12 protein-coding genes are annotated in these 12235 nt (G+C 65.6%); 8 read left to right on the top strand and 4 right to left on the bottom strand.

The annotated features are described in order from the left end of the window. Nucleotides 1-175: 175 nt before the first annotated feature. Entirely contained in the window at nucleotides 176-1090 is a 915-nt protein-coding gene (locus CE453_RS07770) for a DUF3800 domain-containing protein (protein ID WP_089174063.1), read from the bottom strand. Nucleotides 1091-1276: 186 nt separating this feature from the next. On the opposite strand from CE453_RS07770, the gene CE453_RS07765 reads away from it, so the two are divergent. From CE453_RS07765 to bla, 4 genes are all read left to right on the top strand, one after another. Next, nucleotides 1277-2455, top strand: coding sequence for a phosphoserine transaminase (locus CE453_RS07765; protein ID WP_089174062.1), 1179 nt, complete (start codon nucleotides 1277-1279; stop codon nucleotides 2453-2455). A 226-nt stretch (nucleotides 2456-2681) separates the two neighbouring features. After that, nucleotides 2682-4271 carry a phosphoglycerate dehydrogenase gene (gene serA, locus CE453_RS07760; protein WP_089174061.1) on the top strand — a complete coding sequence of 530 codons (1590 nt, stop codon included), beginning with the start codon at nucleotides 2682-2684 and terminating at the stop codon, nucleotides 4269-4271. Nucleotides 4272-4273: 2 nt separating this feature from the next. Further along, the gene (locus CE453_RS07755; RefSeq protein ID WP_089174060.1) at nucleotides 4274-4531 is read left to right on the top strand and encodes a DUF1902 domain-containing protein; all 258 of its coding nucleotides are present in this window, start codon (nucleotides 4274-4276) and stop codon (nucleotides 4529-4531) included. A gap of 65 nt (nucleotides 4532-4596) precedes the next feature. After that, complete coding sequence (gene bla / locus CE453_RS07750; protein WP_157732943.1) at nucleotides 4597-5598, top strand: class A beta-lactamase; 1002 nt, start codon at nucleotides 4597-4599, stop codon at nucleotides 5596-5598. A 15-nt stretch (nucleotides 5599-5613) separates the two neighbouring features. Here bla and CE453_RS07745 read toward each other — a convergent pair whose 3' ends face one another. Beyond that, on the bottom strand, nucleotides 5614-6534 hold the full coding sequence (locus CE453_RS07745) for a DMT family transporter (RefSeq protein ID WP_248307989.1): 921 nt from the start codon (nucleotides 6532-6534) through the stop codon (nucleotides 5614-5616). Nucleotides 6535-6649: 115 nt separating this feature from the next. Here CE453_RS07745 and CE453_RS07740 point away from each other — a divergent pair, with 115 nt between their 5' ends. From CE453_RS07740 to CE453_RS07730, 3 genes are all read left to right on the top strand, one after another. After that, the gene (locus CE453_RS07740; RefSeq protein ID WP_089174058.1) at nucleotides 6650-7531 is read left to right on the top strand and encodes a type 1 glutamine amidotransferase; all 882 of its coding nucleotides are present in this window, start codon (nucleotides 6650-6652) and stop codon (nucleotides 7529-7531) included. 300 nt (nucleotides 7532-7831) lie between these two features. Further along, nucleotides 7832-8398, top strand: a complete 567-nt coding sequence (locus CE453_RS07735; RefSeq protein WP_089177766.1) for a manganese efflux pump MntP — start codon at nucleotides 7832-7834, stop codon at nucleotides 8396-8398. A gap of 259 nt (nucleotides 8399-8657) precedes the next feature. Next, nucleotides 8658-9146, top strand: coding sequence for a lysozyme inhibitor LprI family protein (locus CE453_RS07730; RefSeq protein ID WP_157732942.1), 489 nt, complete (start codon nucleotides 8658-8660; stop codon nucleotides 9144-9146). Between the two features lie 22 nt (nucleotides 9147-9168). Here CE453_RS07730 and CE453_RS28480 read toward each other — a convergent pair whose 3' ends face one another. After that, nucleotides 9169-9687 (bottom strand): hypothetical protein, encoded by a 519-nt coding sequence (locus CE453_RS28480; RefSeq protein WP_157732941.1) that lies wholly within the window; start codon nucleotides 9685-9687, stop codon nucleotides 9169-9171. 198 nt (nucleotides 9688-9885) lie between these two features. Here CE453_RS28480 and CE453_RS07725 point away from each other — a divergent pair, with 198 nt between their 5' ends. Then, nucleotides 9886-11601 (top strand): mucoidy inhibitor MuiA family protein, encoded by a 1716-nt coding sequence (locus CE453_RS07725; protein ID WP_157732940.1) that lies wholly within the window; start codon nucleotides 9886-9888, stop codon nucleotides 11599-11601. A 25-nt stretch (nucleotides 11602-11626) separates the two neighbouring features. On the opposite strand, the gene CE453_RS07720 is transcribed toward CE453_RS07725, so the two are convergent. Continuing rightward, a complete protein-coding gene (locus tag CE453_RS07720; RefSeq protein WP_089174055.1) occupies nucleotides 11627-12205 on the bottom strand; it encodes a tyrosine phosphatase family protein in 579 nt (192 codons plus the stop codon). Between the last annotated feature and the right edge of the window lie 30 nt (nucleotides 12206-12235).

The raw sequence follows: 12235 nt of genomic DNA, 5'->3' as shown, positions 1-12235 counted from the left end.
ATGCGTAACTGTCAACCAAGGCAGAAGAGGTGCTTCACCGGCAAAACCGGAGTCGTATCAAACACTTACCTAAATATTTGATTCTTATTGATTTTTACGAAAGAAAGCAGAATATAACGCTGGGATTCCGAGATCGGGTTGCGGACGATTCGATCCGTGGCGTCCGATGGGACGCTCAACACTTAGAAGTTGGGCTATCCGCCCCCGGAGTAGACGGTTTCGGATCCCACCACTGCCTTGGATAACCGAAAAACTCGAATATCTCTTTTTGCTCAGGCAACAGATTTGCCATCTTGAAAGATGGCATCAGTTTGACCCCATACCCTGAGTAAATGCGATAGCCGTCGACATCGTTCGTAAACGCAACTCTTGATTTGAGAATTTTTGCGAAACGGGGATCGCACGCACCAGTATCGAATTTATCGCAAGCTTTGAAAAATGCACTTGCCGCAATGTCAGCTAGCTGCAACCCGCCCCGTTCATGAGAGGGTGATATATCTACCAACTCCCTCTCCATTACGTCCCATCTCAAATCGCCAAGAGGGAGAAAGAGTGCATTTGCGCTTGATTTCATCCTTAGCCAATCAAAATAGACCTTCATCTGGGAATAAGATAACCCACCTCTATTGCTAAACGAGATTTTTAGTTTCTCTGATTGACCGTATTTTGCAGCGGAATGCGAAGCGACCCAATGCGTCACTCGCTCAAGCAATATGCGCGTTAGCCAGCAATAAAACCAATTTTTATCGAGAGATTTTAGTTCAGCAAATCGATTTCTCCAGCCCTTCATGTTTTTCTTGTTAGACGCAACAACAAATATCCGACATGGAAATTCAGATAGTTGCGTGCAGGCGAATATCTTCTTGGCTTCATTCATTTTCGCAAAATGAAGTTGATTTGACTGAAAATTCTTGAAATTTGCGGACACCGACCGAACTAAGTCATCGCATCTAGGTTCATTATCACTTGAGACGACGACCGCCGAAACAATCAGCCACTCGCTCGCGCCTCTCTCGTCGATAGGTTTCACGCGGTTTAGGCCCGGATCACCAGCCTCATCGATATATGCAACGTAGCGATATGGCAGCATCGGTTTGGCCGAATTATTCCTGGCTCAGATTCAATTACCACGATCAAACCAAAAAGGAGCTAACGAGCCTGCGACAAAGCTTGTGCTTCCTGTTCCGCTTGACTCGCCCCGCCCTCCCATCCTACCCCCATCGACGGGACACGCCCCCCCAACGGGGCGCGCCCATCTGTAAGGATGGAGACATCGATGGCGAATACTGCTCCGGCCACGCGTCCGCGCGTGCCGAATTTCTCGTCCGGCCCCTGCGCCAAGCGCCCCGGCTGGAACCTCAAAGCCCTCTCCGACGCCCCGCTCGGCCGCTCGCACCGCGCCAAGATCGGCAAGGACAAGCTCAAGCGCGCGATCGACCTGACGCGCGAGGTGCTGCAGGTCCCGGCCGATTACCGCATCGGCATCGTGCCGGCCTCCGATACCGGCGCCGTCGAGATGGCGCTCTGGTCTTTGTTGGGCGCCCGCGGCGTCGACATGGTCAGCTGGGAGAGTTTTGGCGCCGGCTGGGTCACCGATGTCGTCAAGCAACTCAAGCTTGCGGACGTCCGCACCTTCGACGCCCCCTATGGCGAATTGCCGAACCTCAAGAAGGTCGACACCAAGAACCGCGACGTCGTCTTCACCTGGAACGGCACCACCTCCGGCGTGCGCGTCGTCGACGCCAGCTGGATCGCCGACGATCGCGAGGGGTTGACCATCTGCGACGCCACCTCCGCCGCTTTCGCCCAGCGCCTCGACTGGCAAAAGCTCGATGTCGTCACCTTCTCCTGGCAGAAGGTGCTCGGCGGCGAGGCCGCGCATGGCATGATCGTACTCTCGCCGCGCGCCGTCGCCCGGCTCGAAAGCTACAAGCCGGCCTGGCCGCTGCCGAAGATCTTCCGCATGACCTCGGGCGGCAAGCTGATCGAGGGCATCTTCACCGGCGAGACCATCAACACCCCCTCCATGCTCGCGGTCGAGGACTATATCGACGCGCTGGAATGGGCCCAGAAGGTCGGCGGGCTCGACGGCCTGGTGAAGCGCGCCGACGGCAATGCCCGCGTCATCGCCAAGTTCGTGCGCGAGAACGACTGGATCGACTTCCTGGCCGTGAAGCCGAAGACGCGCTCCAACACGTCGGTCTGCCTGAAGTTCACCGACCCGGCCGTGACGGCCCTGCCGGCGGACGCGCAGGCGGCCTTCGCCAAGCAGGTCGTCTCGATCATCGAGAAGGCCGGCGCCGGCTACGATCTCGGCCACTATCGCGACGCCCCTCCCGGCCTGCGCATCTGGTGCGGCGCGACCGTGCAGTCGCGCGACCTCAAGGCGCTGCTGCCCTGGATCGAATACGCCTTCGCCGAGGCCAAGGCGGGCCTGGGCAAAAAGGCGGCGTAAGCGCTTCGCCTCCGCCACGTCATGGTCGGGCTTGTCCCGACCATCCACGTCTTGCTTCGCCAATGGCATCGCGAGCGTTCGAGACGGGCGGCGCAACCGATATCCGACAGCGCGGCGCGTAGCCGCGCGAAGACGTGGATGGTCGCCACAAGGGCGACCATGACGCCCTCCCCCTTCTCAGCGCCAGACCGCTCCCTGTGCAGCGCGGCGCCAGCCGGAGCCTCCCATGCCCGCACCAAAGGTCCTGATTTCCGACGCCCTCTCCCCCGCCGCCGTCCAGATTTTCAAGGACCGCGGCATCGACGTGACCTTCGATCCGAGCCTCGGCAAGGACAAGGACAAGCTCGCCGCCGTGATCGGCGACTATGACGGCCTCGCCATCCGCTCGGCCACCAAGGCCACCGCCAAGCTCCTCGAGCAGGCGAAGAACCTGAAGGTCATCGGCCGCGCCGGCATCGGGGTCGACAATGTCGAGATCCCCGCCGCGACCGCGCGCGGCGTGATCGTGATGAACACGCCCTTCGGCAACTCGATCACCACCGCCGAGCACGCCATCGCCATGATGTTCGCGCTCGCCCGCCAGATCCCCGCCGCCGATACCTCGACCCAGGCCGGGAAGTGGGAGAAGAACCGCTTCATGGGCGTCGAGATCACGGCCAAGACGCTCGGCCTGATCGGCGCCGGCAATATCGGCTCGATCGTCGCCGAGCGCGCCATCGGCCTGAAGATGCGCGTCATCGCCTATGACCCCTATCTCTCGCCGGAGCGCGCCGTCGCGCTCGGCGTCGAGAAGGTCGAGCTGGAAGACCTGCTGAAGCGTTCGGACTTCATCACGCTGCACGTCCCGATGACCGAGAAGACGAAGAACATCCTCTCGGCCGAGAACCTCGCCAAGACCAAGAAGGGCGTGCGGATCATCAACTGCGCCCGCGGCGGCCTCGTCGACGAGCAGGCACTGGCCGATCTGATCAAGTCCGGCCATGTCGCGGGCGCCGCCTTCGACGTGTTTTCGGTCGAGCCGGCGGAATCGAACCCGCTCTTCGGCCTCGATAACGTCGTCTGCACCCCGCATCTCGGCGCCTCCACCAACGAGGCGCAGGAGAATGTCGCCCTGCAGGTCGCCGAGCAGATGAGCGACTACCTGCTCAAGGGCGCGATCACCAACGCGGTCAACTTCCCCTCGATCACGGCGGAAGAAGCCCCGCGGGTGAAGCCCTTCGTCGATCTGGCGGAAAAGCTCGGCTCCTTCCTCGGCCAGCTCACCGAGGCGGCCGTGAAGGGCATCCGCATCGAGTATGAGGGCGCGGTCGCTGCCCTCAACCTCAAGGCGATCTCGGCCGCCGCGATCACCGGCGTGCTGCGCCCCTTCCTGCCCGAGATCAACATGGTCAACGCCGCGCTGATCGCCAAGGAGAAGGGCATCGTCGTCGAGGAACTGACCCGCGAGGTCGCCGGCAATCTCGAAAGCGTCATCCGCATCGTCGTCGAGGCCGAGGACATGCCGCGCCACGCTTCGGGCACGGTCTTCCATGACGGCAAGCCGCGCATCGTCGAAATCCGCGACATTGCCGTCGACGCCGAGTTCGCGCCGCACATGCTCTATGTGCGCAACGCCGACAAGCCGGGCTTCATCGGCCAGTTCGGCTCGTTGCTCGGCGGCGCCGGCGTCAACGTCGCGACCTTCTCGCTCGGCCGCGACAAGCCGGGCGGCGACGCGATCTGCTACGTCGCGGTCGACGAGGCGATCTCGGACGAACTGCTCGACAAGATCCACGAGATCCCGATGGTCAAGCGCGCCCGGCGCCTGCGGTTCTGATCGTGATCAATCCCCTGCGGGCCATCGTCGCCTCCCGACAGGAGGCGGCGCTGGAACCGATCCGCTTCGAGGTCCGCCGCGACGAGGCGGCGGGCCTCTGGTATGCGATGGATACGGGCGAGCTCGGCATCGTCACCGAGGCGGAATCGCTCGAGGCGCTGCGCGAACGGCTGAAGCTGCTCCTGCCGGAATGCTTCGGCATCGAGGACTGTCCGGTGGAGCTTGCGCTCTGCGACGACGAGAATGACGCGCCTGTCTGACACGCCGCCGTAACGCTGCCGCAATGTCCGTTCCCTCTGATGCGAACATCATGAGGAAACGCCCCATGCCTGCCCGCCTTCGCCTTGCCTGCACCGCCCTCGCCTGCCTGATCGCGCTGCCGGCGCTGGCCGACTGGGACAGGGCCAGGCTCGACAAGGAGATCGGCGGCATCGAGGAGCAGGCCAAGGGCCGGCTCGGCGTCGCGCTGCTGGATCTCAAGGACCGCAAGCTCTGGTCGCATCGCGGGGCCGAGACCTTCCCGATGCAGAGCGTGTTCAAGCTGCCGCTGGCGGTCGCGGTGCTGCAGCAGGTCGAGGCCGGCAAGTTCAAGCTCGACCAGCCGATCACCGTCACCCGCAAGGATTTCTCGCTGTTCCACAGCCCGCTCGTCAAAGCCTTCAAGGGCGAGCGCAACGACTATCCGCTGAGCGAACTGATCCGGCTCGCGGCCGGCGAGAGCGACAACACCGCCGCCGACCTGCTGATGCGCGAGATCGGCGGCCCGCAGGTCGTGACGAAGATGCTGCGCGACGGTGGCATCGAGGGCATGTCCGTCGACCGCTACGAGCGCCAGTTCCAGCCCGAGATCTATGGCCTGCCCGGCTTCGGCTGGGACCAGGTGGTCGATGAGCCGGATTTCCGGGCGAAGCTCAGGGCGCTGAAGCCGCGATACCGCATCGCCTCGCTCGCCAAGGCGCTCGTCGACAAGCGCGACGCCGCGACGCCGGAAGCGAGCGCACGCTTCCTGGAAGCGCTCGCTCAGGGCAACTGGCTGCGCGATCCCGCGCACAACGCCTTCCTGATGAAGGTCATCACCGAGACGAAGATCGGCGCCGACCGCATCAAGGCGGGCCTGCCCGCCGGCTCCAAGCTCGCCCACCGCACTGGGGCCGGCTTGACCACGGACGGCATCAACCACGCCACCAACGATATCGGCATCGCCACTTTGCCGGATGGGCGGCGCTTCGTCATCGTGACCTATCTCGCCGGATCACGCGCCGATGCGCCGCAGCGCGAGGCGGCACTGGCGGAAGTCGCAGAGCTGGCGGTTTCGGCGCTGCGCTGAAGCGCTGCGCGCGCCTCAGCGGCCCAGCCGCTCGGCGATGAAGATGCCGCCGAGCACAAGCGCCAGCGCCAGCGCATGATGCAGGCCGAAGGGCTCCCCGACGATCAGCACGGCCAGGATCGGCGCGAAGACCGGCACGAGATTGACGAAGACGCCGGCCCGGCCCGGTCCGATCAGCTCGATCGCACGCATGAAGGAGAGCTGCGACAGGATCGACGGCCCGATCACCGTGAAGGCGAGGATGCACCAGCCGGTCAGCGTCGGCGCGTGGTATTGGCCGATCCCGATCTCGATGGCGAGCAGCGGCAGCGCGATCACGCAGGCGAAGCTGGCGGCAACGGTGAAGAACACCAGCGGCGGCATCTTCGGCCGGTTGCGCACCGCGACGGTGTAACCCGCATAGAAGATGCAGGCGAGGATCATCAGCAGGTCGCCCGCGGCGAAGCGCAGATTGGCAAGCGCATGGATATCGCCGCGGCTCGCGGTCACGGCGACGCCGAGCAGGGTGACCAGCACGCCGAACGCCTGCATGGCGCCGATCGGGATCCGGTAGGCGACGAAGGCGCCCAGCAGCACGAAGACCGGAATGGCGCCCTGCAGAATGCCGATATTGATCGCCGAGGTCGAATAGGCGGCGATGTACATCAGCGTGTTGAACGCCGTGAAGCCGGCGATGCCGAGCAGGGCGATGAACACCCAATGCGCCTTGATCTGCGGCCAGTGCTCCACGATCTGCCGCCGCAGCAGGAAGGGCATGATCAGGCACACGCCGATCCAGCGGAAGGAGGTCAGCGCCATCGGCGTGATATTGCCGACGGCGAGCCGGCTGGCGACCGCGTTGCCCGCCCAGATCAGCGTCGTCAGGATCATCAGCAGATAGGCGTTGTTCCAGATGCGCCGCGGCCAGCTCAGCGTGGAAGTCCGGTCTGGGTGCACGTTTCCGCCCTGTCGCGATGAAGGATCCCTGCAATAACCTTGCGCAAGGCGCTCCTCCTATGAGATTGCGCGCACACCCGCCCGTCGTCCGATGCATCCCCAGTGGAATTCCCCGATGATCGAAACCGGCCAACGCCCGCTCCGCCTGCTCTTCGTCGATGGCAACACGCGCGACCAGCGCGCGAGCTATGTCAGGGATTATGGTGCGAGTCCGGCCGAGGCCTATGCGACCGAGGTGGCGGCGATCGCGCCCGGCATCATCTCCGACATCTGCCTGCCGGCCGACGAAGGCTCCAACCTGCCGGACGGAGCCGGGCTCGAATCCTATGACGGCATCTTCCTCACCGGCTCGGCCCTGCACATCTACGAGATCCAGCCCGCGGTCACCCGCCAGATCGATCTGATGCAGGCGATCTACGCCAGCGGCACACCCTGCTTCGGTTCCTGCTGGGGCATCCAGATGGGCTCGGTCGCGGCCGGTGGCACCGTCACCGCCAATCCCAACGGGCGCGAGGTCGGCTTCGCCCGCCGCATCGCGCCGACCGAGATCGGCCGCGGCCATCCGCTCCTCGCCGGCCGGCCCGCCGCCTTCGATGCCCCGGCGATCCATCTCGACACCGTCGCCTTGCCGCCGCATGGCACGACGATCCTCGCCTCCAACAGCGTGAGCCAGGTCCAGGCCGCCGAGATCCGCCATAATGGCGGCACCTTCTGGGGCGTGCAGTATCATCCCGAATTCTCGCTGGGGCTCGTCGCTTCCATCCTCGGCCGCATGGTGCCGGAGCTGATCCGGGAAGGTTTCCGCAAGGACGAGACCGCCGCCAAGGACTGGCTGGAGGACCTGCGCACTCTCGACGCCGACCCGGCGCGCCAAGATCTCGCCTGGGCCCACGGCCTCGATCGCGAGGTGCTCGACGCCGAGCGCCGCGTCACCGAGCTGCGCAATTTCATCGATCGGCGGGTGAAGCCGCATGCCAGCGAGCGCGGGCGCGCCTGAGCCCGCAACGCTCCAAACCCGGCCACGGCGGCCCCGGCCGCCGTCGTCTTATTGCAAATGCTTATTATAACTAAGATATTGATTTAATTGAACATTGACAGCCGGAGCCGCTTCGGACTACTTGCCGGCCATCGGGGAGTAGCGGCGCGCCCGGGGCGCGCGGTCGCATCAACACACTCGCGGCGAACGGCGCGTGGTGCGATCAGCCGGACAGACCGGCCCAGCGAGACCGTGACGACCGCGGGGTGAAGGACAGGCCCTGCCGGATCGTCGGTCCCGATGTCCATCGACAGGTTCGTCATGTCACCGTTTTCGATTGCAGTGCTCGCCATGGGCATGTCCGTCGATGCCCTCCTCGCCTCGCTCGGCCGTGGCGCCGGCACCGACCGGCCGCGGCTGGCCGAAGCCCTTCGCACCGGCATGGTGTTCGGCATCGTCGAGACGATTACGCCATTGCTCGGCTGGGCGGCCGGCATCGTCGCCAGCAAATATGTCGAGCAGATCGACCACTGGATCGCCTTCCTGCTGCTCGGCATCGTCGGCGGCCGGATGGTGCTGCATTCGTTGAAGCCCGCCGCCGAACGGGAAGCGGCGGCCCGCGGCCGCTCCTGGTGGGTGCTGCTCGCGACGGCGGTCGGCACCAGCATCGACGCCATGGCCGTCGGCGTGTCGCTCGCCTTCCTGCAGGTCAACATCGTCGTCATCGCCTGTGCCATCGGCTTCGCCACCTTCGTCATGTCGACGGGCGGGATGATGGCCGGCAACCTGATCGGAACCGCCTTCGGGCGCTGGTTGGAAAGGCTCGGCGGGCTCGCCCTCATGGCGCTGGGGACGTCGATCCTCGTCAGCCACCTTTCCGGCGGCTGATCGTCTCGCCTCCGAATTTCGCTTCAGGCCCAATGAATGCCGCGATCATCGCCATAGTCGGCCTCGTTCCACGCCGGGTTCCGATCGACGGAGCGATGAAGTGACCTTGTATCGATTGAGTTCGAGCCTGCTCCTCGCAGCCTCCCTGGTCTTGCCGCTCCCGGCAGCGCAGGCGGCAAGCTTTTCATGCTCGAAGGCGACGACCCCGGCCGAGCGCATCATCTGCGGCGACAAGGATCTCGGCGCGCGCGACGGCCTCATGGCCCGGCTATTCGCCGCCGCACTGCGCGGTGAGGACCGGGACAAGGTTCGCGCCAGCCAGCAGAGCTGGCACGACGCCCTGATGGCTTGCGGCAACGCCGCTTGCGTCAAACAGAGCTATGACAAGCGGATCTTCGAGCTGATCGGCACCAAAGGCGGACGCAGCGCCACGACGGAGTTCCACCGCGGCAACAGCGATCGCGATCAGGGCAGCCTGGTCGTCGCGGGGCCCGTTGACGGCATGGTGGCCTTCTCGATCAGCGCGACCTATGTCGGCAAGGGCGGCGCCGCCGCAGGCGATGTCTATGCCAGCGGGGCCGACGGCGTGGTCCGCCTCGAAGGCGACAGCGGCAAGATCGACATGGGTCAGGGTTGTGTCGTGACCGTGAGCCGGGTCGATGCGCGCAGCTGGCGCGCGGCCCAAACCGAGCCGTGCGGTGCGCAATTCGCCGCGAATATTTCGCTGGACGGACTGTATCGCCGATAGACCCGTCGTCGTCGCGTGGCCTTCAGCGCCGCTGCCGTCGTGCCGCGAAATCCTGCGTCAGCCGCCATTCGCCGTCCGTCTCCCGCTCGTTGAGCCAGGTGAAGCTGTCCGTCGCGATGTCGAGGAAACGCCAGCGCATCCGCTGGCCGTCCGGCAATGTCGTCTCCAGCCGGACCTCTTCGCCGATGCGCCGCGCAACGAAGACATGGACGACGCCATGCTGCGGGCCAACCCAGGCCGAGCGCCAGCCCTGCACCGCCGCCTCGTAGAAGCGCAGACTCGTGCCGTATTCATAGGTCTCCGACACCAGCGCGCGCTGTCCGCGCGGCGGCACGATCCAGACATCCTGGATGGCGCGCCCTTCCAGCACGCGGGCGAAGTGCCATTCGCCGTCGAGCCGGCGCTCGACCGTGCCGTCCGGCCGGTACCAGCTCACGACGAGATCCCAGCCGCCGATGAAGGGCTCGAAGATCCGCTGCTCCGGCGGAATCTCCGGATGCGGCGCCGGGCTGATCAGGGCGTCGCTGAAGATCGTGCTCATCCGGGATCTCCTGTCACATTCGTTTCGTTAGCAGGGACGCTGCCGCCCGCCGTCAGGATGAGACCGCCTGCCCGCGCTCCTGCGAACGGAGGACGAGAAAAAGCCTGGACGAATCTATCCGCAGTCGGGCTCGATTTCGCCTTGGGTGCGCCGAATTCCATGGGCCTATCATGGCTTCGTGATTGCGCTTGGGAGGGGATGATTTTGATTCGAAACCATATTGCCGCTGCCCTGTTCCTCATGCCGGGCATGGCCGCCGCCGCCGAAACCGATCTCGACAGCCGCATCGACCGCGTCACCATCTATCCGGACGGTGCCGTGGTCACCCGCCTCGGCAAGGCGACCCTGCTGCAGGGCGCCTCGCAGATCGTCCTGCGCGGCCTGCCGGCAACGATCGACCCGGCCTCGATCCGGGTCGAGGGTAAGGGCGACGGAGCCTTCTCGGTCGGTGCCGTCGATGTCCGCATCACGCCGGGCGACGCGAAGCCGGTGCTCGACAAGACCGTCGAGGACAAGCTCAAGGCGCTGCGCGACGAGAAGGGCCAGCATGAGGGCCGCATCGCCGCCATCGAGGCCCAGCGCGCCACCATCGAGCGCTTCGCCCAGGTCGGCCCCGACAAGCTCGGCCCCGACGGCAAGGCCCTGCCCGTCTCCGACTGGCCGGCCGTGTTCGAGGCGATCGGCACCGCGCTGGTCAAGGTCCAGAATGATTTGCGCGGAGAGCGGACGAAGCTCGCCGACATCACGGCGGAGATCGCCGCTCTCGAACGGGCCCGCCCGCAGGGCGCTCGCCCCGGCGCGCCGAAGCGCGACGTCGCCATCGCGGTCGAGGCGCCCCAGCCCGTCGCCGCCGAATTCACGGTGAGCTACCGCGTCAGCGGCGCCCAATGGGTTCCGGGCTACGAGGCGCGTTTGTCGACCACGGCCGAGAAGCCGGCGCTGACGCTGACCCGCCGCGCCGAGATCCGCCAGCGCACCGGCGAGGACTGGAACGACGTCGCCCTGACGCTTTCCACGACCCGTTCGGCCGGCGGCACAGGCGCTCCCGAGCTCCAGCCCATGCAGGTCAGCTTCTTCGAGCCGCAGATCGTCGCCGAGGCACGAGCCCGCGCTCAGGCCCTCGCCCGCAAGGCGGAACGCGAACGCGCCGCACCGGCTCCGACGCTCGGCAACCGGGCCGCGGAAATCGCCGCGCCAGCGGACGCCCTCGCGAAACCTGCGATCGCCGCGGATGTCGCGCAGGCAGCCATCGAATCCGGTCCCTATCAGGCCAGCTTCCAGGTGCCGGGCCGCGCCACCGTCTCGCCGGACGGCACCGCCAAGACCGTCGTGCTGACCGAGCGCAAGGCCGAGCCCGGCCTGTCGGCCCGCGCCGTGCCCGAGCTCGAGCAGAAAGCCTTCCTCGAAGCGCGCTTCAACCATGACGAGGAGGCCCCGCTGCTGCCGGGCAAGGTCGCGCTGCATCGCGACGGCACCTATGTCGGCATGGGCCGCATCGGCCTCGTCACGCCCGGTGACGAAGTCGCGCTCGGCTTCGGCGCCGACGACCGCATCAAGGTCAGCTATGCGCCGGTGAAGCGCCGCGAGAACGAGCCGCGCTGGCTCGCCCAGAGCCGCACCGACCAGCGCGAGTTCCGCACCGTGGTGAAGAGCCTGCATGCGCAACCCGTCAAGGTCACGGTGCTGGAGCGTATTCCCTTCTCGGAAAACAGCGCGATCACCATCGAGACCCTGACGGCCCAGACCACGCCGCCGACCGAGAAACAGGTCGGCGACAAGCGCGGCGTCTCCTCCTGGACCTTCGACCTGCCGCCCGGCGGCGAAAAGGAGATCCGGCTGGCCTACCGTATCAAGTGGCCGGGCGACCGCGAGGTCAGCTACGAGGAGCAGCCGCTGCCGCAGGCGATGGATTGAAGCAGCCGTGCGATGGCGGTGTGGCTCACACCGCCATTTCGAGCTCGCGCTTGCGGCCGAGGTCGTTCATCCAGGTGCGGAACTTCGGCTGCACCGCGATCTGGTGGCCGTAATGCCGCCCCAGCGCCTCGGTCAGCCGGCCGCCGCGGCCGAGCTGCGCATCGGCAAAGCCGACCATCACCGAATTCGGCCAGGCCTGGGGACGAACCTCGCGCAGCCGGGCAAAGAGCCCATCCTCGCCCTCGTCCGGGTCGGCTTGGGCCATCAGCGTCAGCATCGCCGCGGTCGAGCGCGAGATGCCCATGTGGCAATGCACCAGCAGGTGGCCCTTGAGGCGGGCGGCGGCGGTCTCGCGCAGGCCTTCGCCGAAATTCAGGATCGCCCCGACATGCTCGGGCGCCGGCATGATCTGGCCCGGACGGGGCTCGATGATGTCATGGAAACGCAGCGTCACGCGGTGATGCTCGCCATAGGCGTCGAAGGCCTCGATCTCGGCACGGTCCGGATCGAGCACCGAGAGCACATGCGTCACCTCGCGGGCGCTGTTGCTCGGCAGTTCCTCGATGCCGCAGATCGTCAGGGTCGAGATGGCGAGGGTCTTCATCGGGAGCGTCCCTTCATCGTGCAAGGCGGG

It is taken from the genome of Bosea sp. AS-1, assembly GCF_002220095.1.
Classification (GTDB): Bacteria; Pseudomonadota; Alphaproteobacteria; order Rhizobiales; family Beijerinckiaceae; genus Allobosea.
The sequence above is the reverse complement of the archived record's forward strand: the minus strand, read 5'-3'. Positions and strand labels throughout refer to the sequence as shown.

Coding starts and splice junctions, on each gene's coding strand:
- CE453_RS07770 (WP_089174063.1), bottom strand. CDS start 1,090: ATGCTGCCATATCGCTACGTTGCATATATCGATGAGGCTGGTGATCCG.
- CE453_RS07765 (WP_089174062.1), top strand. CDS start 1,277: ATGGCGAATACTGCTCCGGCCACGCGTCCGCGCGTGCCGAATTTCTCG.
- serA (WP_089174061.1), top strand. CDS start 2,682: ATGCCCGCACCAAAGGTCCTGATTTCCGACGCCCTCTCCCCCGCCGCC.
- bla (WP_157732943.1), top strand. CDS start 4,597: ATGCCTGCCCGCCTTCGCCTTGCCTGCACCGCCCTCGCCTGCCTGATC.
- CE453_RS07740 (WP_089174058.1), top strand. CDS start 6,650: ATGATCGAAACCGGCCAACGCCCGCTCCGCCTGCTCTTCGTCGATGGC.
- CE453_RS07735 (WP_089177766.1), top strand. CDS start 7,832: ATGTCACCGTTTTCGATTGCAGTGCTCGCCATGGGCATGTCCGTCGAT.
- CE453_RS07730 (WP_157732942.1), top strand. CDS start 8,658: ATGGCCCGGCTATTCGCCGCCGCACTGCGCGGTGAGGACCGGGACAAG.
- CE453_RS28480 (WP_157732941.1), bottom strand. CDS start 9,687: ATGAGCACGATCTTCAGCGACGCCCTGATCAGCCCGGCGCCGCATCCG.
- CE453_RS07725 (WP_157732940.1), top strand. CDS start 9,886: ATGATTTTGATTCGAAACCATATTGCCGCTGCCCTGTTCCTCATGCCG.
- CE453_RS07720 (WP_089174055.1), bottom strand. CDS start 12,205: ATGAAGACCCTCGCCATCTCGACCCTGACGATCTGCGGCATCGAGGAA.